Here is a 19,314-nt window from a genome sequence, read left to right on the forward strand (position 1 = left end):
CGTGCGCCATTCGTCGGAAACGACAAGACAACGATCGCATGTCCGTCGGCATCGTCATCTACGCGCGTAGGCAAACTCCGGCTACGCTTCTGCGCGTATCAAATCCGTCCGGGGCAAGCCTCGGACTCCCCTCCCCGAGGCGAGAGAGTCAGTGAACGCAACTGCCACCCCGTACGAGGCCGCCGAGGCCGCTGCCGCCCGTCTTCGCGAGCTGACCGGCGTCGAGAACCACGACGTCGCCCTGGTCATGGGCTCGGGCTGGGCGCCCGCCGTCGACGCCCTCGGCGCCCCCGAGGCCGAGTTCCCGGTCACCGACCTCCCCGGCTTCCCGCCGCCCGCCGTCGAGGGCCACGGCGGAAAGGTCCGCTCGTACAAGATCGGCGAGAAGCGCGCCCTGGTCTTCCTCGGCCGCACCCACTTCTACGAGGGCCGCGGTGTCGCCTCCGTCGCCCACGGCGTCCGCACCGCCGTCGCCGCCGGCTGCAAGACGATCATCCTGACCAACGGCTGCGGCGGCCTGCGCGAGGGCATGCGCCCCGGCCAGCCGGTCCTCATCAGCGACCACCTCAACCTGACGGCCGCCTCCCCGATCGTCGGCGCGAACTTCGTCGACCTCACCGACCTGTACTCGCCGCGGCTGCGCGCGCTGTGCAAGGAGGTCGACGAGACCCTCGAAGAGGGCGTCTACGTGCAGTTCCCCGGGCCGCACTACGAGACCCCGGCCGAGATCAACATGGTCCGCGTGCTCGGCGGCGACCTCGTCGGCATGTCCACCGTCCTCGAGGCCATCGCGGCACGCGAGGCCGGCGCCGAGGTCCTCGGCATCTCCCTGGTCACCAACCTGGCGGCGGGGCTCTCGGGCGAGCCGCTGAACCACGAGGAGGTCCTCCAGGCGGGCCGCGACTCGGCGGCGCGGATGGGTGAGCTCCTGACCCGGGTCCTCGACCGGATCTGATCCCCCGTCGCACCCCTGGCACCGCCCGGTCCTCGGGAGCCGACCGGACTCCGGGGCCGACCGGACTCCGGGGCGCTGCGGCGGCCTCCGACCACCGGGCGGTTCCGACGGCCAGGTGGTCTCGACCGCCGGGTGTCCCGATCGCCAGGTGGTTCCGACCACCGGGTGGCCCGATCGCCGGGTGGTCCCAACCGCCGGGCGGTTCCGACCGCCAGGGGGTCCCGACCGCCAGGGGGTCCCGACCACCGGGCGGTTCCGACCACCAGGTGACTCCGACCGCCAGGGGGTCCCGATTGCCAGGTTGTCCCAATCACCGGGCGTTCCGATCACCACGTGGTTGCGACCGCCGGGCGGTCCCGACCACCAGGTGGCCCGACCACCGGGCGGTCCTGACCGCCCTGCGGTCGGGGCCGCCGCGTGGGGTTTCTTCTTCACCCCGCCCCCTTCCCGTGACCGGGGGCTCAGCCCCCGCGCCTCGGTCGTCCCCCACGCCCGCGCGGGGGTGGGGGACGACCCGGGCGGGCCGGTTCCTCGGACGCCGGGTGGGCATCCCGGCCCGCCCGGCGTCCGAGGACCCGGCCGAAGGCCGTACGGGGTCCGGGGGCCCGCCCCCGGTTTCGGGAAGGGGCGGGGCGGGGGAAGGCTCCGCGCAGCGGCACCCCGCACTCCCGCCCACCCCGAACCCGACCCCGCCGACTCCCCGAAAGGCACACCGTGACGCAGGACGATCTCCTCGCCCAGGCCCAGGCATGGCTCGCCGAGGACCCCGACCCGGAGACCCGGGAGGAGCTGGCCGCGCTCCTCGACCGCGGCGCGGGCGACGAGCTCGCCGCCCGTTTCGCCGGCACCCTCCAGTTCGGCACCGCCGGACTCCGTGGCGAGCTGGGCGCCGGGCCCATGCGCATGAACCGCTCGGTCGTCATCCGGGCCGCCGCCGGCCTCGCCGCGTACCTCAGGGCCAAGGGCCAGGAGGGCGGCCTGGTCGTCGTCGGCTACGACGCCCGCTACAAGTCCGCGGACTTCGCCCGTGACACCGCCGCCGTGATGACCGGCGCCGGGCTGCGCGCCGCGCTCCTCCCCCGCCCGCTGCCGACGCCCGTCCTCGCGTACGCCATAAGGCATCTGGGCGCCGTCGCCGGTGTCGAGGTGACCGCCAGTCACAACCCGCCGCGCGACAACGGCTACAAGGTCTACCTGGGCGACGGCTCGCAGATCGTGCCGCCCGCCGACGCGGAGATCGCCGCCGAGATCGACGCGATCCGCTCGCTGCACGACGTGCCCCGCCCCGAGACCGGCTGGGAGACCCTCGGCGACGAGGTCCTGGACGCCTACCTGGAGCGCACGGACGCCGTGCTGACCCCCGGTTCCCCCCGCACCGCGCGGACCGTCTACACGGCCATGCACGGCGTCGGCAAGGACGTCCTGACGGCCGCGTTCGCGCGCGCCGGCTTCCCGCCGCCGGCGCTTGTCGCCGCGCAGGCCGAGCCGGACCCGGCCTTCCCGACGGTCGCCTTCCCGAACCCGGAGGAGCCGGGCGCCATGGACCTCGCCTTCGAGGCGGCCCGCGCCGTGGACCCCGACCTGATCATCGCCAACGACCCTGACGCCGACCGCTGCGCGGTGGCCGTGCCCGACCCGGCGGTCGTGGGCGGCTGGCGGATGCTCCGCGGCGACGAGGTGGGCGCGCTGCTCGCCGCGCACCTGGTGCACAAGGGCGCGACGGGCGTGTTCGCCGAGTCGATCGTGTCGTCCTCGCTGCTGGGCCGGATCGCGGAGGCCGCGGGCGTCGGGTACGAGGAGACGCTGACCGGCTTCAAGTGGATCGCCCGCGTCGACGGCCTGCGGTACGGCTACGAGGAGGCGCTCGGCTACTGCGTCGACCCCGAGGGGGTCCGCGACAAGGACGGCATCACGGCCGCGCTGCTCGTGACCGAGCTGGCGTCGGTGCTCAAGGAGCAGGGCCGGACGCTGACCGACCTGCTCGACGACCTGGCGATCGAGCACGGGCTGCACGCCACGGACCAGCTGTCGGTGCGGGTCGAGGACCTGAGCGTCATCGCGAACGCCATGACGGCGCTGCGCGAGCGCCCGCCGGTCTCCCTGGCCGGTCTGACGGTGGTGACGGCCGAGGACCTGACGAAGGGCACGGAGTCGCTGCCCCCGACGGACGGGCTGCGCTACCACCTGGAGGGCACCTACAAGGCCCGGGTGATCGTCCGCCCGAGCGGCACGGAGCCCAAGCTCAAGTGCTACCTGGAGGTCGTGGTGCCGGTCGCCGCGGCGGACGACCTGGCTCCGGCCCGTGCGACGGCCTCGGACGTGCTCGTCGCGATCAAGCGGGACCTGTCGGCGGCCGCGGGGCTCTGAGTCCCGGGCACACGGAAGGGCCGGTACGGAATCCTCCGTACCGGCCCTTCCGTGTGCGTGCGTCAGCCCGTCGCCATAAGGATCACGAGGAGCAGCAGCCCGGCCGCCGCGGGGCCGACGATCTCGTACGCCCAGCGCACCCGCACCTCGCCCTGCGCGCCCGGGGTGCCCCCGCGGCGCTCGGCCAGCTCGCGCAGATCGGCGACGGTCTGGTCGCTGGGCGCGGTCCGGGCGGCGCTGTCGCGGACGTTGGCGGTCACCGAGGTGCGGCCGTGCGGGTCGTCCTGGGAGGCTCGGGCGGCCTTGCGGGCGGCCTTCTTGCGCTGGCGCAGCGAGACGGGCACGGCCCACAGCTGGTACTTGGCGCCGTCCTGGGTGAAGACCTCGCTGGAGTAGCCGGCCCGGACGTCGGCGACCGTCGACCAGGGCAGCGTGACCGACCGGAACGGGTTGCGGATCCGGAGCCGGTCGTCGTTGGCGTAGACGGCGGGCCGGATGGTGAAGGCCACGATCAGCGGCACGGCGAGGACGAGACCCGCGAGCGCGAGCCAGGGCGACCGGCCCTCGCCGCGGATCATCACGTCACCGGCGAACAGCGCCGCGAGGATCAGCAGGAACACCCCGCTGGCGATCCCGAGCGGCGACCGGAAGACCCGGTCGGGGGACTGCTTCCCTGCGGACGGCTGCTCGGGGGTCGACTCGCGGCTCGGCTCGTGGCTGGGCTCGGGGGTCGGCTCGGGGGTCGTCATGGGGCCGATTGTGCCTCAGGGGGCCGGGGGAGGCTCAGGCGCCCCGCGTGGCCACCAGGTCCGCGTACAGAATGATGTTGTCGGGCCGGTGGCCGTCGACCAGTTCGCCGCCGCAGGTGATGAGACGCAGCTCGGGGCCCTCGGTGTCGCCGTACACCTTGGCGGTCGGGAAGGTGTCCTTGTCGACCTGCTCCAGTTCCCTGACCCGGAAGACCGCGGTCGTGCCGTCGGCGCGGGTGACGGTGATCTCGTCGCCGACCCGGACCTTGGAGACGTTCTTCAGCACGGCGGGACCGCGTGCGGTGTCGAAGTGTCCGATGAGGACGGCCGGGCCGGTCTGGCCGGGCGTGACGCCCTTGTCGTACCAGCCGATGCGTTCGGCGTCCTCGACCGAGGGCACCTCGACGGTGCCGTCCGGGGCGAGGCCGAGCTCCAGGACGGGCCCGGTCGGCCCGGTGTCGACCCCGGCGGCGGGCACCCTGACGCGGACGGGCAGCGCGCGGGCGAGCGGCTTCACGGGCGCGGCGCTCGCGGTCGGCGCGGGCGCGGCGGTGGCCTCGGTGATCCGGGCGGGCGGGGTGGCGGGCCCGTCCCCGGACCCGGCCGAACAGCCGGTGAGCGCGGCGAGGGCCACCAGAAGCAGGACGGAGGCGGTACGGGTACGGGTGGGGCGGCGGTTCACGGGCGGGCTCCGGGCGGACGGGACGCGGCGGACGGCGGACGGCGGACGGGTGCGGCCGGCCGCCGCGCGGGACGCGGCGACCGGCCGGGGGTGGGGTGTCGCTCCCGCTCGGGTCAAGGGGCAGGGAGTCGGTGTGGTGCGGGGTGTGGGTGGTGCGGGTGCGGGTGCTGCGGGTGCGGGTGGCGCGGGTGCGGGTCAGACGCTCGGGACGACGGAGGGCTTTTTCTCGGTCCGTCTCTGTGTCCGGTGAGGTCTGGCCGGCTGCGGGAAGAAATCTATTGATCTTGTATTCAGGACTCGTCCGGTCCATGTCACGACCCTGTGACAGGGGTCACCGGAGCGTCGGGCGGGGCCGCGGGGACGGGGCACCACGCCGACCGGCGGGCTGTGACCTCGGGCTCTGCGAAGCCCGTCCCCTGTACAGGTCGCTACGCGCGTAGATATGCTCGACTGGTGACCATGCCCACCACTGCATCCGCAGCATCCGCATTCGCCGACGTGACCGCGTCCGACGGTGCGCTGCGCCGCTTCCTCCACGGGCTGCCCGGCGTCGACGCCGTCGGCCTGGAGGCGCGCGCCGCGTCCCTCGGCACCCGCTCGATCAAGACCACGTCCAAGGCGTACGCCATCGACCTGGCCATTTCCATGATCGACCTGACGACGCTCGAAGGCGCGGACACCCCGGGCAAGGTCCGGGCGCTCGCCGCCAAGGCCGTCCGTCCCGATCCGACCGACCGCACGACCCCGACGACCGCCGCCGTCTGCGTCTATCCCGACATGGTGGCCACCGCCAAGGCCACCCTCGCGGGCTCCGGCGTCAAGGTCGCCTCGGTCGCGACCGCCTTCCCGGCCGGCCGCGCCGCGCTCCCGGTGAAGCTCGCCGACACCGCGGACGCCATCGCCGCGGGCGCCGACGAGATCGACATGGTCATCGACCGTGGCGCCTTCCTCGCCGGCCACTACCTCCAGGTCTTCGAGCAGATCGCCGCGATCAAGGCGGAGTGCGGCGACCGCGCCCGCCTCAAGGTGATCTTCGAGACCGGCGAGCTGTCCACGTACGACAACATCCGCCGTGCCTCCTGGCTCGGCATGATGGCGGGCGCGGACTTCATCAAGACCTCGACCGGCAAGGTCGCGGTCAACGCCACCCCGGCCAACACCCTGCTCATGCTGGAGGCCGTGCGCGACTTCCGCGCCCAGACCGGCGTGCAGATCGGCGTGAAGCCGGCCGGCGGCATCCGCAACACCAAGGAAGCCATCAAGTTCCTGGTCCTCGTCAACGAGACCGTGGGCGAGGACTGGCTGGACAACCACTGGTTCCGCTTCGGCGCTTCCAGCCTGCTCAACGACCTGCTGATGCAGCGCCAGAAGCTGGCGACCGGCCGTTACTCCGGCCCCGATTACGTGACGGTGGACTGATCAACATGGCATCTGCATTCGAGTACGCACCGGCTCCCGAGTCCCGGTCCGTCGTCGACATCGCCCCCAGCTACGGCCTGTTCATCGACGGCGAGTTCGTCGAGGCGGCCGACGGCAAGGTCTTCAAGACCGTCTCCCCCTCCTCCGAGGAGGTCCTCGCCGAGATCGCCCAGGCGGGCGCCGAGGACGTCGACCGCGCGGTGAAGGCGGCCCGCAAGGCCTTCGAGAAGTGGTCGGCGCTGCCCGGCTCCGAGCGCGCCAAGTACCTCTTCCGCATCGCCCGGATCATCCAGGAGCGCAGCCGTGAGCTGGCCGTCCTGGAGACCCTGGACAACGGCAAGCCGATCAAGGAGACCCGCGACGCGGACCTCCCCCTGGTCGCCGCCCACTTCTTCTACTACGCGGGCTGGGCCGACAAGCTCGACCACGCGGGCTACGGGGCGAACCCGAAGCCGCTGGGCGTGGCCGGTCAGGTCATCCCGTGGAACTTCCCGCTGCTCATGCTGGCGTGGAAGATCGCCCCGGCGCTCGCGACCGGCAACACGGTCGTCCTGAAGCCGGCCGAGACGACCCCGCTGACCGCCCTGTTCTTCGCGGACATCTGCCGTCAGGCCGGGCTGCCGAAGGGCGTCGTCAACATTCTTCCCGGGTACGGGGAGACGGGCGCCGCGCTGGTCGCGCACCCGGACGTGAACAAGGTCGCCTTCACCGGTTCGACCGCCGTCGGCAAGGCCATCGCCCGGTCGATCGCGGGCACGGACAAGAAGGCCACCCTGGAGCTGGGCGGCAAGGGCGCGAACATCGTCTTCGACGACGCCCCCATCGACCAGGCCGTCGAGGGCATCGTCAACGGCATCTTCTTCAACCAGGGCCAGGTCTGCTGCGCGGGCTCGCGCCTCCTCGTCCAGGAGTCGATCCAGGACGAGCTGCTCGACTCGCTCAAGCGCCGTCTGAGCACCCTGCGCCTCGGCGACCCGCTGGACAAGAACACCGACATCGGCGCCATCAACTCCTCGGAGCAGCTGGCGCGGATCACCTCGCTGGTGGAGCAGGGCGAGGCGGAGGGCGCCGAGCGCTGGACCGCCGCCTGCGACATCCCCGAGGCCGGCTACTGGTTCGCCCCGACGCTCTTCACGAACGTCACTCAGGCGCACACGGTCGCCCGCGACGAGATCTTCGGCCCGGTCCTGTCGGTGCTGACCTTCCGTACGCCCGACGAGGCGGTCGCGAAGGCCAACAACAGCCAGTACGGCCTGTCCGCCGGCATCTGGTCGGAGAAGGGTTCCCGCATCCTCGCGGTCGCCAACAAGCTCCGCGCGGGTGTCGTCTGGGCCAACACGTTCAACAAGTTCGACCCGACCTCGCCGTTCGGCGGATACAAGGAGTCGGGCTTCGGCCGCGAGGGCGGCCGTCACGGTCTGGAGGCCTACCTCGATGTCTGAGTCGGCGACGCGGCTGAGCGTCTTCAAGACCTACAAGCTGTACGTCGGGGGCAAGTTCCCCCGCTCCGAGAGCGGCCGGGTGTACGAGGTGACGGACTCCAAGGGCAAGTGGCTGGCGAACGTACCGCTGTCCTCCCGCAAGGATGCCCGTGACGCGGTCGTCGCCGCCCGCAAGGCCTTCGGCGGCTGGGCCGGCGCCACCGCGTACAACCGCGGCCAGGTCCTCTACCGTGTGGCCGAGATGCTGGAGGGCCGCCGGGACCAGTTCGTCCGCGAGGTCGCCGAGTCGGAGGGCCTGTCGAAGTCGAAGGCTGCCGCCGTCGTCGACGCGGCGATCGACCGCTGGGTCTGGTACGCGGGCTGGACGGACAAGATCGCCCAGGTCGTGGGCGGTGCCAACCCGGTGGCGGGCCCGTACTTCAACCTCTCCACGCCCGAGCCGACCGGTGTCGTCACGGTCGTGGCCCCGCAGGACTCGTCCTTCCTCGGGCTGATCTCCGTGATCGCCCCGGTCATCGCGACGGGCAACACGGCGGTCGTGATCGCCTCGGAGAAGTCCCCGCTCCCCGCCCTCTCCCTGGGCGAGGTGCTCGCGACCTCCGACCTGCCGGGCGGTGTCGTGAACATCCTCTCGGGCAAGGCCTCCGAGATGGGCCCGCACCTGGCGGCCCACCAGGACGTCAACGCGATCGACCTGACGGGCGCGACCGAGGGCGACCTCGCCCGCGACCTGGAGATCGCGGCGGCGGACAACCTGAAGCGCGTCCTGCGCCCGCACGCCGAGGACTTCGCGGAGTCCCCGGGCACGCACCGCATGACCGCCTTCCTGGAGACGAAGACGGTCTGGCACCCGACGGGTTCGCTGGGCGCCTCGGGCTCCTCGTACTGATCCGCCGAGACGGGCCCCCGGGTGATCCCGGGGGCCCGTTCTCATGCGTGCCCGCGCTCGACCATCCCCGCCACCCCGTCGAGGACGCAGTCGAGGCCCGTCTCGAACTGCCAGGTCGCGTCGTCCTTGCGGGCCGCGCCGTGGGTGTAGCGCCGGTAGGTCGGGTAGCGCCCGGTCTCCATCAGGTACGACATCTGCGGGGCGAGCCCCCGTCGGGTCTCGTCGGCGCTCTGCCAGCCCTGGTCCTGCATGTACTGGCGCAGCGCGGCCTCCGACTGGGTGGCCCCGTGGACGTACGCGTTGACCGCCCGGAACGCGGCCATCATCGTGTCGACGTCGAGCCCGAGCCCGTCGAGCGAGGCCAGCTGACGTTCGGCGGCCGCCATCCGGTGGGGTGTGAGGGCGAAGAGCGGCGCCGGCATATGGGCCAGCCAGGGGTGGCGCAGCATCATCTCCCGGGTGCGCAGGGCGTACGCGCGGAGCGTCTCCCTCCAGCCGGAGATCTCGTCCACCGGCGCCAGCTCGCCGGACACCCGGTCGATCATGAGCGCCCACAGCTCGTCCTTGCCGTTGACGTGCCGATAGGCGGCCATGGGCGCGACGCCCAGTTCGGTGGCGACCTTCCGCATCGTCACGGCGGCGAAGCCCTCGCGGTCCGCGATGCCGGTCGCGACCTCGGCGATCCGCCCCGGGGTGAGGGACGCCCGCGGTGCGGCAGCGGGCCGCTCCAGGCGCTCCCACAGCGAGACGTCGTCCGTCTCTTCCTTCTTCGCCACTGAGGCCTCCTTCTCTCGCGTACAGCGTATGCCGTGTGGACGTCGTACACACCTGCGTGTACGTTGTACACCGCTGGGTATACGACGTACACATCGACGCTCCAGGGGGAACCCATGACCGCTCCGCTCCACCTCGCCGTGATCCAGGGCTCGACCCGCGACGGCCGCCTCGGCCCCACCGTCGCGAACTGGCTGCTCACCCACGCCGCCGCCCGCCCGGAGCTGACCACCGACCTCGTCGACCTCGCCGAGACCCCGCTGCCGACCGTCTTCCCGCAGCTCGGCCAGGCCCCCGAGCGCGCCGAGGACCGCGCCCTGCTCGCCGCCGTCTCACCGCGGCTGGCCGCCGCCGACGCCTTCGTCGTGGTGACCCCCGAGTACAACCACAGCTACCCGGCCTCCCTGAAGAACGCGATCGACTGGCACCACAGGGAATGGCACGCCAAGCCCGTCGGCTTCGTCTCCTACGGCGGCTTCTCCGCCGGCCTGCGCGCCGTCGAGCACCTCCGGGGCGTCTTCGCCGAGCTGCACGCCGTCACCGTGCGCGACGCGGTCGGACTCCAGGGCGTCCGGGGCCGGTTCGACGAGCACGGCGAGGCCGTCGACCCCTCGATCGACGCCGCCGCCAAGACGATGCTCGACCGACTCACCTGGTGGGGCGAAGCACTTCGAGCCGCCCGCGCCCGCACGCCCTACGAGGTCTGAGCCATGACGACCGGCCAGACGGATCCACCGGACACCCGCATTCCCTACCTGGGCGTCACCGGCCTCATGCTCGGCATCGTCCTCGCGACCCTCGACGGCACGATCGTCGGCACCGCCCTCCCCACCATCGCGGGCGAACTCGGCGGCCTCGACCGGCTCTCCTGGGTCGTCACCGCCTATCTCCTCACCGCCGCCGTCGCCACCCCGCTCTGGGGCAAACTGGGCGACCTCTACGGCCGCAAGGGCGGCTACCTCTCCGCCGTCGGAGTCTTCCTCGCCGGATCGGTCCTCTCCGGCCTCGCGCAGAGCATGGGGCAGCTCATCGCCTTCCGCGCCCTCCAGGGCATCGGAGCCGGCGGCCTGATGGTCGGCGCCTTCGCGCTCATCGGCACCCTCGTGGCACCGAAGGACAGCGCCAGGGTCCAGGCGGTCACCGGGACGATGCTGCCGGTGGCCTTCGCCGGCGGCCCACTCGTCGGCGGCCTCCTCACCGACCACCTGAACTGGCGCTGGGCCTTCTACGTCAACCTGCCCGTCGGCCTCGCCGCCCTGCTGATCGTCTCGCTCGCCCTGCGCGTCCGGACCCCGCGCGTCCGGGCCCGCGTCGACTGGGCGGGAGCCCTGCTGCTGACCACCGGAGTCCTCGCACTCACCCTGCTCGCCGGCTGGGCCGGCACCGCCCACGCCTGGACCTCACCCCGGATCCTGGCCCTGGGCGCGATCGCGGCCGTGGCCCTCGCCTGGTTCGTCCGGGTCGAGCGGCGGGCGGAGGAACCCGTGATCCCGCCGCGGCTCTTCCGCACCCGCAACTTCACCCTGGCGCAGATCCTGAGTCTCCTGGTCGGCGCGGCCATGATCGCCGCCCTGAACTACCTGCCGCAGTACCTGCAGTTCGCCCGCGGACAGTCGTCCACGGCCGGCGGACTGCTGCTGCTCCCGCTGATGCTCGCCATGGTCGCCGCGCAGCTGGCCTCGGGCCGGATCATCGCCCGTACCGGCCGCTACCGGATGTACCCGATCCTCGGCGGTGCGCTGATGACGGCGGGCGCGCTCGTGCTGCTGCTGCTCGACGTGGACACCCCCGTCGCCGTCGCCTCCGGGCTCACCGTGATCGTCGGCGCGGGCATGGGCTTCCTCATGCAGGCCACCCTGCTCGTCACGATGTACGGCGCCGAGCCGCGCGACATGGGCGCGGCCAGTGGCACCGTCACCCTCGTGCGGACGCTCGGCGGCTCGCTCGGCGTGGCCGTCCTCGGCGCGGTGTTCACCGCACGCCTCGACGGGGCCGACACCCACCTGACCCCGGCGCAGGCCCTGCGGCTGCCGGAGCGGGCGCGGGAGGACCTGGCGGCGGCGGTGACCCACGGGGTGCACGGGGTGCTGCTCGGCACGGCACTGCTCGCCGCCCTGGGCTTCGCCGTGGCCTGGCTCGTACGGGACACCCCGCTGCGGACCGGACCCGGCTCCGTCACGGAAGCAGCCCCTGCGTCAGCGGACCGGCCACCGGCAGATCGGCCACTGCCCCGCCCTTCGTGAGGTGGTCGGTCACCAGGCCGGTGCCCACCGGCTTGAAGTCGGCGACCTGGGTGCCGAGGCCGTTGTCCAGCGGGTCGACGCCGGTATTGGCCAGCGGGTCCAGCTGGAGCCGGGTCAGCGGCCCCAGACCGTGGGTGACGCCGCTCAGCGCGCCCGCCCCGGCCGCGGCGGCGTCCGTCCGGCTCAGCGAGTCGACGGGCAGCGGCACCGGGGCGGCGGCCTGGGCCGCGGCGCCCGCGCCGAGTACCGCCACACCCGCCGCCGTGACGGTGAGCCCGGCCTTGAGCAGGGCGCTGCGGCGGGGGTTCCGGGGTTCTGCGTGACGCGCCATGGTGGTCCTTCCGAGCTTTTCACGAGGTAATCGATCGGACACCGACAGTAGTTGAGGTGTGATGCTCGATACCAACGGCCTTCCTCGGGGGTCCCCTGCACGGGGGAATGGTTCACACTGGTGTCCCGTGAGTTCCCAACCGATTCCGACCCGTGTCGTCCTGCTCGCGGGCCCCTCCGGCTCCGGCAAGTCGTCCCTCGCCGCCGTCGCCGGCCTGCCGGTCCTGCGCCTCGACGACTTCTACAAGGAGGCCGGCGATCCGTCCCTCCCCCTGGTGGAGGGCAGTGCGGACATCGACTGGGACTCCCCGCTGTCCTGGGACGCGGACGCCGCCGTCGCCGCCGTCGCCGAGCTGTGCCGTACGGGACGGACCGACATCCCCGTGTACGACCTCGCCACCAGCTCCCGGGTCGACCGTGAGCGGCTCGACATCGGGCGGACGCCGCTCTTCGTGGCGGAGGGGATCTTCGCGGCGGAGATCGTGAACCGCTGCCGTGAGCTGGACGTCCTCGCCGACGCGATCTGTCTGCGGGGCCGTCCCTCGACGACGTTCCGCCGCCGTCTCGCCCGCGACCTCCGCGAGGGCCGCAAGTCGGTGCCGTTCCTGCTGCGCCGCGGCTGGCGGCTGATGCGCGCCGAGCGGGCGATCGTGGCCCGGCAGACCGAACTGGGCGCCCATCCCTGCGCGAAGCCGGAGGCCCTGGGCCGCCTGGCCGCCGCGGCCGCGGGCCGGCACCGCACTCCGGCCACGAACTGAAAACACGACGCGGGTCGTACAAGCCCCCCGGCTTGTGCGACCCGCGCCGTTTTCCCCCGTACCCCCGTACGGTCCCCCCGATTTCCCCCGTGCTCCCCCGCGGACCCCGTTTCCCCCGTGGGTCCTCGTGGGCCTTTCCCCCCGCCTTCAGGCCACCAGCTCGCCGAAGGACTCCTCCTCGTCACGGCCGAAGCTGAGCACCTCGTCCTCGCGCAGCCGCCGCAGCGACCGCCAGATGCTCGACTTCACCGTGCCGACACTGATGTCCAGGATCTCCGCGATCTCCGGATCGGTCCGGCCCTCGTAGTAGCGCAGCACCAGCATCGTCCGCTGGAGCTCGGGCAGCCGGGCGAGGGCCTGCCACAGCACCGCGCGCAGCTCCGTGCCGCGCATCGCGTCCGTCTCGCCCACCGTCTCCGGGAGCTCCTCGGTCGGGTACTCGTTGAGCTTGCGCCGGCGCCAGGCGCTGATGTGCAGGTTGGTCATGGTGCGGCGGAGGTATCCGCCGACCGCGGCCTTGTCACTGATCCGCTCCCAGGCGCGGTACGTGGAGAACAGCGCGCTCTGGAGGAGGTCCTCGGCCTCGAAACGGTCACCGGTGAGGTGGTAGGCGGTGGCGTACAGGGAGGCACGACGCTCCTGGACGTAGGCCGTGAACTCGGCCTCCGAGCAGTTGCGCTCCCCCGTGACCTCCCCGTACGCCGCTCCCCCGTCAGCAATGGCGACCATGTACGGCGCCTTGCGCTGACGCCCGACGCTGCGAACGCACCCCCGCCCGTTCACCGCGCCGGACTTCTCCGTGCTCCGTACGACGTCGTGGAGACGCGTGACTACTGCGCTTGAGGTGGTGCTGTGCAGTGCGTTCATCTCGCGCCCCCCGTCGGTTGGAGTGTGTTTCGGTCCGTGTGCCAAGAAGCTTGCCCATCGGACTTCATGGCGTTGTCCGCCGACTGTCACAGGCGTGTCACAGGCCCCCCTTCAGAAGCGAGCCTCCCAGCGGTCGAACTCGGACGGCCGAATGCGACAGAATGTTGCCCGTGCCTTTTCTGTTGCTGATCGAGGACGACGACGCCATCCGCACGGCCCTCGAACTCTCCCTGTCACGGCAGGGCCACCGGGTGGCCACCGCCGCGACCGGAGAGGACGGCCTCCAGCTGCTGCGCGAGCAGCGGCCGGACCTGGTCGTGCTCGACGTCATGCTGCCCGGCATCGACGGCTTCGAGGTCTGCCGGCGCATCCGCCGCACGGACCAGTTGCCGATCATCCTGCTGACCGCGCGCAGCGACGACATCGACGTGGTCGTGGGCCTGGAGTCCGGAGCGGACGACTATGTCGTCAAGCCGGTCCAGGGCCGCGTCCTCGACGCCCGGATCCGGGCCGTACTGCGGCGCGGCGAGCGGGAGTCGACGGACTCGGCGACCTACGGCTCCCTCGTGATCGACCGTTCCGCGATGACCGTCACCAAGAACGGCGAGGACCTCCAGCTCACCCCCACCGAGCTGCGGCTGCTCCTGGAGCTGAGCCGCCGGCCCGGACAGGCGCTCTCCCGGCAGCAGTTGCTGCGACTCGTGTGGGAGCACGACTACCTGGGCGACTCGCGGCTCGTCGACGCCTGTGTGCAACGGCTGCGCGCCAAGGTGGAGGACGTGCCGTCCTCGCCGACGCTCATCCGTACCGTGCGCGGGGTCGGCTACCGGCTGGACGTCCCTGCGTGAGCAAAGGGATCCTCACGCGGCTGCGCCTCTCGAGCCTGCGGCTGCGTCTTGTCGTCGTCTTCGCCCTCGTCGCGCTCACCGCGGCCGTCTCCGCCTCCGGCATCGCCTACTGGCTGAACCGCGAGGCGGTGCTGACGCGCACCCAGGACGGGGCGCTCAACGACTTCCGGCAGGAGATGCAGAACCGGGCGGCGACGCTGCCCCTGCGTCCCACCCAGGACGATCTGCGGCGGACCGCCGAGCAGATGGCGACCGGCAGCGCCAACTACCAGGTGCTGCTGCTGGGTGAGCGGGCGGCGGGGAAGCCGATCGTCGGCGCCTCCGACCCGGACGACTTCACCCTGGCCGACGTGCCGCGCTCGCTGATGGTCGCGGTGGACACGGAACGGCCGGTGACGGAGGGGAACCCGTACCCGTACCACCTGTTCTGGCAGCGTACGGAGCGGAACGGGACGCCGTACCTGGTCGGCGGGACGCGGATCGACGGCGGCGGGCCCGCCGGCTACATGTTCAAGTCGCTGGCCGCGGAGAAGGCCGACCTGAACTCGCTCGCCTGGTCGCTGGGGATCGCCACCGCGCTCGCGGTGGCCGGATCCGTGCTGCTGGCGCAGGTCGCGGCGACGACCGTGCTGCGTCCGGTGCACCGGCTCGGCGAGGCGGCCAAGCAGCTCGGCGAGGGCAAGCTCGACACCCGGCTCCGGGTCACCGGCGCCGACGAACTGGCCGATCTCACCCGCACGTTCAACAGCGCGGCCGAGTCCCTGCAGAAGAAGGTCGCCGACATGAGCGCCCGGGAGGAGTCCTCCCGGCGTTTCGTGGCCGACATGTCGCACGAGCTGCGCACCCCGCTGACCGCGCTCACCGCCGTCACCGAGGTCCTGGAGGACGAGCAGGACTCCCTCGACCCGATGATCGCCCCCGCGGTGGCGCTGGTGGTCAGCGAGACCCGGCGACTCAACGACCTGGTGGAGAACCTGATGGAGGTGACCCGCTTCGACGCGGGCACCGCACGGCTCGTCCTCGACGAGGTGGACATCGCCGACCAGATCACCGCGTGCATCGACGCGCGGGCCTGGCTGGACGCCGTCGACCTGGACGCCGAGCGCGGGATCGTGGCGCCGCTCGACCCGCGCCGGCTCGACGTCATCCTCGCGAACCTGATCGGGAACGCGCTGAAGCACGGCGGTTCGCCGGTCCGGGTCTCGGTGCGCACCGAGGAGGACGAACTGGTCATCGCGGTGCGGGACCACGGCCCCGGCATCCCCGAAGAGGTGCTGCCGCACGTCTTCGACCGCTTCTACAAGGCGAGCGCGTCACGGCCGCGGTCCGAGGGCAGCGGGCTCGGTCTGTCGATCGCCATGGAGAACGCGCTGATCCACGGCGGTTCGATCACCGCGTCCAACTCGGTCGGCGAGGACGGGGCGGTGGACGGCGCGGTGTTCGTGCTGCGGCTGCCGCTGGACGCGTCGGGGATCACGCGCGAGGTGCAGACCCGCAGCAGCCAGGGCGAGGTGGAGGAAGCGTGAGGCGCCGCACCTTCGGGCGTACGGCCGGTACGGGAGCCCTGGTGGCCGCCGCGCTCACCGCGCTGGTCACCGGCTGCGGGATCAGGACCACCTCGGTCCCGGTCGACGCGGGCGCGGCGCCGTCCCGGGTCCCGTGCAGCGTCACCGAGGAGGGGACGACGGGGGCGGCGGTGCAGGGCGTCCCGGTCCGGGTGTACCTGGTCTGCGGGTCCCAGCTGGAGGCGGTGGACCGGCGGTCGCCGCTGCCGGAGGAGAAGGCCGGCGGCGACCCGGTGCTCACGGCGAACGAGCTGCTCGCGCAGCTGCTCGCCGAGCCCTCGGAGAGCGAGAAGAAGGCCGGGTTCACGACGGCGGTGCTCGGCCCGCTGGTGGTGAGCGGCGGCCGCCGGATCGACCCGGCGGGCACGCTGCGGCTGAGCCGCCAGCCCGAGGACCTGGCCCCGACGGCCCTGTCGCAGCTGGTCTGCACCTTCGCGGCGAGCTCGGCGGGCGCGGGCGACCGCACGGTGCTGCTCGGCGGCCCCGGCGCGTACGCCCCGAAGCGCTACCGCTGTACGACGGAGCTGCGCGAGCGCCCGGAGTCCGCTCCGCCGACGGCGCCCGCACCGGCCCCGTCGGTCACCGCCACGGGCTGACCGGACCCCCTCGGGGAGGTCGGGGCGGTGTCCTCGCGAGCCCGGGGCCGACCCGGCGGAACCGATTCCGCCGTTCCGGGCGTCTTGGGGGGCGTGCAGCGTCAAGGTTCGGGCGGCAGTGCCGCCGTGGTCGTCCGCGTGGCGGGGTTCGTCCTCGTCCTCGCGCATCTGCTGCTCGTCGCCTGGATCAGCCTGCGCCCACGGGACGTGGCCTGGGTGACCGCGCCGAACATCGTCCCCCTCGACGGCCTCCGCGCCGACCTCGCCCTCGGCACCGCCGAGGCCGCCCGGCTGATCGGCGAGGGGCTGCTGCTCCTCGCCCCGCTCGGGGTGCTGCTGCCGATGGCCGACGGGCGGCTCCGGGTGTCCGGGTGGGCCTCGCTGACCCGGACGACCGCCGCCGGTGCCCTCGTGTCGCTCGCGGTGGAACTTCTGCAGACCGCCGTACCCGGTCAGGTGGTGGACGTGGACTCGGTCCTCCTGAACACCGCCGGGGTGGCGCTCGCGCATCTCCTCCTCGTCCCTGCCGGACGGACCTGGCTGCGCCGCAGGTCGGACGCGGGAAGCGCGGACTCCTCCGTGGGTACCGGGCCGGGCCGGGGTTCCCCCCTGCTGCGGAACGAGGGCTCTCAGGGTGCGACCCCGAGGATTACCAGGGTCCCGATCGCCCGGTAGACCGACGCCCCGGACCCCCTTCCGGCGGCAGTATGGAGTCATCGGGAGCCCGACGGAGCGGCTCCCGGACCGACTCCGAAGGAGCCCACCATGGCCGCACTGACCCGCCCCCGTGACGGACGCGTGATCGGCGGAGTGTGCGCGGGCCTGGCCCGGCGCTTCGGCATCTCCTCCAACACGATGCGCCTGATCTTCCTGGTCTCGTGTCTGCTGCCCGGCCCGCAGTTCCTGATCTACCTCGGCCTGTGGATCTTCCTGCCGGACGAGCGGAAGAGCACCACGGCCTGGTAGCCGCGGAGGATCGACGTGCGCCGAAGGGGCGCGTACCCGGGAGACCGGGTGCGCGCCCCTTCGGCGTCGATACGTCGAGCCCTACGGCACGGTTCAGCCGAGCGGCAGGCCCTGCAGCGGCAGGCCGCCGAGGAGGCCGCCGAGCGGGGTGGCGCCGAGGCCGCCGGCGGCGGCGTCGAGCGGGAGGCTCTGGGTGGCCTGGCCGGCGGCGGCCGGGAGGGTCTTCACACCCTGGTCGAGGCCCTGGCCGAGGGCGCCCTGGCCGGCACCGAGGGACTCGGCGGCGCCGTCGGGGAGCTTGGTGAGGTCGTCACCCACCGGCACGGTCTGGGTGACCAGGCCGAGCGCGTCGGGGGTGGCGGGCACGACCGGGGCGGCGGAGGCCGTGCCGGCGGCGGCAGCGGCGAAAGCGGCACCGAGAGCGGCGACACCGAGCTTCTTGGCGGCAGACTGCTTCATCTGAAAATCTTCCTTGGGGAATCCGGGGGCTTCCGGGAAAGCCGGGAGGGGAAATCCTGGGAATGCAGAGCGGCTCTGCAACCTAACCAGTGAACGATCCCTCCGCAAACACCGGAAAGCGGCCGGGTGTCGCGCTTTCCCGGCCGCTCCGTTCCCCGTGACGGGGTGCTGTTCAGCCCGCCGTGCGGGAAGACTCGCTGGTCGTGGCGGTCTGCTGGAACAGCCATTCGGACTTCAGTTCGGCGTATCCGGGCTTGATGACCTCATTGATCATGGCCAGGCGTTCATCGAAAGGAATGAACGCTGATTTCATCGCATTGACCGTGAACCACTGCATGTCGTCGAGCGTGTAATCGAATGCCTCGGTCAGGAGCTCGAATTCCCGGCTCATGCTCGTGCCGCTCATGAGCCGGTTGTCGGTGTTGACCGTGGCCCGGAAGTGCAGCGTGCGGAGCAGACCGATGGGGTGCTCGGCGAACGAGGGCGCCGCGCCGGTCTGGAGGTTGGAGGAGGGACACATCTCCAGCGGGATCCGCTTGTCGCGGACGTAGGCGGCGAGCCGGCCGAGGGTCACCGAACCGTCGTCGGCGACCTCGATGTCGTCGATGATCCGGACGCCGTGCCCCAGCCGGTCGGCGCCGCACCACTGGAGCGCCTGCCAGATGGAGGGCAGCCCGAAGGCCTCGCCCGCGTGGATCGTGAAGTGGTTGTTCTCCCGCTTGAGGTACTCGAAGGCGTCGAGGTGGCGGGTGGGCGGGTAGCCGGCCTCGGCGCCCGCGATGTCGAAGCCGACGACGCCGGAGTCGCGGTAGCGGTTGGCGAGTTCGGCGATCTCCAGGGCGCGGGCCGCGTGCCGCATGGCGGTGAGCAGGGCGCCGACCCGGATGCGGTGGCCGTTCGCCCTGGCCTGGCGCTCGCCCTCCCGGAAGCCCTCGTTGACGGCCTCCACCACTTCTTCGAGGGTGAGGCCGCTCTCCAGGTGCTGCTCGGGGGCGTAGCGCACCTCCGCGTAGACGACGCCGTCCTCGGCGAGGTCGACGGCGCACTCGGCGGCGACGCGGAAGAGGGCGTCGCGGGTCTGCATGACGGCGCAGGTGTGCGCGAAGGTCTCCAGATAGCGCTCCAGGGACCCGGAGTCGGCGGCTTCGCGGAACCAGATGCCGAGCTTGTCGGGCTCCGCCTCGGGGAGCTGCCGATAGCCCTGCTCCCGGGCGAGTTCGATGATCGTGCCGGGGCGCAGTCCGCCGTCGAGGTGGTCGTGGAGCAGCACCTTCGGGGCACGGCGGATCTGATCCGCGGTGGGGACGCTGGGGGTCTGGCTCGTCATCTCCGCACTCTAGCCCCTACGCGCGTAGAGCGCGCCTTGTGGCACGGTGTCCGTCACGGCCTTTTTCAGGTGCGGTCC

20 protein-coding genes are annotated in these 19,314 nt (G+C 72.4%); 13 read left to right on the top strand and 7 right to left on the bottom strand.

Annotated elements, in window-relative coordinates; genetic code table 11:
* Positions 1-151: 151 nt before the first annotated feature.
* Positions 152-955 carry a purine-nucleoside phosphorylase gene (locus IE311_RS18510; protein WP_189832820.1) on the top strand — a complete coding sequence of 268 codons (804 nt, stop codon included), beginning with the start codon at positions 152-154 and terminating at the stop codon, positions 953-955.
* A 714-nt stretch (positions 956-1,669) separates the two neighbouring features.
* Entirely contained in the window at positions 1,670-3,322 is a 1,653-nt protein-coding gene (locus IE311_RS18515; protein ID WP_189832821.1) for a phospho-sugar mutase, read from the top strand.
* Positions 3,323-3,384: 62 nt separating this feature from the next.
* Here the strand turns inward: IE311_RS18515 and IE311_RS18520 are convergent, their stop codons facing one another.
* The gene (locus IE311_RS18520) at positions 3,385-4,071 is read right to left on the bottom strand and encodes a PH domain-containing protein (RefSeq protein WP_189832822.1); all 687 of its coding nucleotides are present in this window, start codon (positions 4,069-4,071) and stop codon (positions 3,385-3,387) included.
* A 34-nt stretch (positions 4,072-4,105) separates the two neighbouring features.
* Positions 4,106-4,753, bottom strand: coding sequence for a class F sortase (locus tag IE311_RS18525; protein WP_189832823.1), 648 nt, complete (start codon positions 4,751-4,753; stop codon positions 4,106-4,108).
* A gap of 459 nt (positions 4,754-5,212) precedes the next feature.
* Between IE311_RS18525 and deoC the strand changes: the two genes are divergently transcribed.
* Genes deoC through IE311_RS18540 form a run of 3 tightly spaced genes read left to right on the top strand, consistent with a single transcriptional unit; the run spans position 5,213 to position 8,503 of the window.
* Complete coding sequence (deoC, locus tag IE311_RS18530) at positions 5,213-6,172, top strand: deoxyribose-phosphate aldolase (protein ID WP_189832824.1); 960 nt, start codon at positions 5,213-5,215, stop codon at positions 6,170-6,172.
* A 5-nt stretch (positions 6,173-6,177) separates the two neighbouring features.
* Positions 6,178-7,614, top strand: coding sequence for an aldehyde dehydrogenase family protein (locus IE311_RS18535; RefSeq protein ID WP_189832825.1), 1,437 nt, complete (start codon positions 6,178-6,180; stop codon positions 7,612-7,614).
* A complete protein-coding gene (locus tag IE311_RS18540) occupies positions 7,607-8,503 on the top strand; it encodes an aldehyde dehydrogenase family protein (protein ID WP_189832826.1) in 897 nt (298 codons plus the stop codon). Before IE311_RS18535 ends, IE311_RS18540 begins: the two co-directional genes overlap by 8 nt.
* A gap of 41 nt (positions 8,504-8,544) precedes the next feature.
* Here IE311_RS18540 and IE311_RS18545 read toward each other — a convergent pair whose 3' ends face one another.
* Positions 8,545-9,279, bottom strand: a complete 735-nt coding sequence (locus tag IE311_RS18545; RefSeq protein WP_189832827.1) for a TetR/AcrR family transcriptional regulator — start codon at positions 9,277-9,279, stop codon at positions 8,545-8,547.
* Between the two features lie 114 nt (positions 9,280-9,393).
* Here IE311_RS18545 and IE311_RS18550 point away from each other — a divergent pair, with 114 nt between their 5' ends.
* Positions 9,394-9,984, top strand: coding sequence for an NADPH-dependent FMN reductase (locus tag IE311_RS18550; RefSeq protein ID WP_189832828.1), 591 nt, complete (start codon positions 9,394-9,396; stop codon positions 9,982-9,984).
* Between the two features lie 3 nt (positions 9,985-9,987).
* The gene (locus tag IE311_RS18555; protein ID WP_229902007.1) at positions 9,988-11,520 is read left to right on the top strand and encodes an MDR family MFS transporter; all 1,533 of its coding nucleotides are present in this window, start codon (positions 9,988-9,990) and stop codon (positions 11,518-11,520) included.
* On the opposite strand, the gene IE311_RS18560 is transcribed toward IE311_RS18555, so the two are convergent.
* On the bottom strand, positions 11,453-11,851 hold the full coding sequence (locus tag IE311_RS18560) for a hypothetical protein (RefSeq protein WP_189832829.1): 399 nt from the start codon (positions 11,849-11,851) through the stop codon (positions 11,453-11,455). The genes IE311_RS18555 and IE311_RS18560 overlap by 68 nt on opposite strands.
* A gap of 61 nt (positions 11,852-11,912) precedes the next feature.
* On the opposite strand from IE311_RS18560, the gene IE311_RS18565 reads away from it, so the two are divergent.
* A complete protein-coding gene (locus IE311_RS18565) occupies positions 11,913-12,608 on the top strand; it encodes a uridine kinase family protein (RefSeq protein WP_189832830.1) in 696 nt (231 codons plus the stop codon).
* A gap of 147 nt (positions 12,609-12,755) precedes the next feature.
* On the opposite strand, the gene IE311_RS18570 is transcribed toward IE311_RS18565, so the two are convergent.
* Complete coding sequence (locus tag IE311_RS18570; protein WP_030318346.1) at positions 12,756-13,475, bottom strand: SigE family RNA polymerase sigma factor; 720 nt, start codon at positions 13,473-13,475, stop codon at positions 12,756-12,758.
* Between the two features lie 170 nt (positions 13,476-13,645).
* Here IE311_RS18570 and afsQ1 point away from each other — a divergent pair, with 170 nt between their 5' ends.
* The 5 genes from afsQ1 (at position 13,646) to IE311_RS18595 (ending at position 17,450) form a co-directional block, all read left to right on the top strand.
* Positions 13,646-14,323, top strand: a complete 678-nt coding sequence (afsQ1, locus tag IE311_RS18575; protein WP_017239746.1) for a two-component system response regulator AfsQ1 — start codon at positions 13,646-13,648, stop codon at positions 14,321-14,323.
* On the top strand, positions 14,320-15,849 hold the full coding sequence (locus IE311_RS18580; RefSeq protein ID WP_189832831.1) for a sensor histidine kinase: 1,530 nt from the start codon (positions 14,320-14,322) through the stop codon (positions 15,847-15,849). Before afsQ1 ends, IE311_RS18580 begins: the two co-directional genes overlap by 4 nt.
* The gene (locus IE311_RS18585; RefSeq protein WP_189832832.1) at positions 15,846-16,484 is read left to right on the top strand and encodes a hypothetical protein; all 639 of its coding nucleotides are present in this window, start codon (positions 15,846-15,848) and stop codon (positions 16,482-16,484) included. Before IE311_RS18580 ends, IE311_RS18585 begins: the two co-directional genes overlap by 4 nt.
* A gap of 93 nt (positions 16,485-16,577) precedes the next feature.
* A complete protein-coding gene (locus IE311_RS18590; protein ID WP_189832833.1) occupies positions 16,578-17,159 on the top strand; it encodes a VanZ family protein in 582 nt (193 codons plus the stop codon).
* A gap of 90 nt (positions 17,160-17,249) precedes the next feature.
* Entirely contained in the window at positions 17,250-17,450 is a 201-nt protein-coding gene (locus IE311_RS18595; protein ID WP_189832834.1) for a PspC domain-containing protein, read from the top strand.
* Between the two features lie 93 nt (positions 17,451-17,543).
* Here the strand turns inward: IE311_RS18595 and IE311_RS18600 are convergent, their stop codons facing one another.
* Together IE311_RS18600 and IE311_RS18605 are read right to left on the bottom strand one after the other, a co-directional pair.
* Positions 17,544-17,909, bottom strand: a complete 366-nt coding sequence (locus tag IE311_RS18600) for a hypothetical protein (protein ID WP_189832835.1) — start codon at positions 17,907-17,909, stop codon at positions 17,544-17,546.
* Between the two features lie 172 nt (positions 17,910-18,081).
* Positions 18,082-19,236, bottom strand: coding sequence for an adenosine deaminase (locus IE311_RS18605; protein ID WP_189832836.1), 1,155 nt, complete (start codon positions 19,234-19,236; stop codon positions 18,082-18,084).
* Between the last annotated feature and the right edge of the window lie 78 nt (positions 19,237-19,314).

This window comes from Streptomyces zaomyceticus (genome assembly GCF_014656215.1).
Lineage (GTDB): Bacteria > Actinomycetota > Actinomycetes > Streptomycetales > Streptomycetaceae > Streptomyces > Streptomyces zaomyceticus.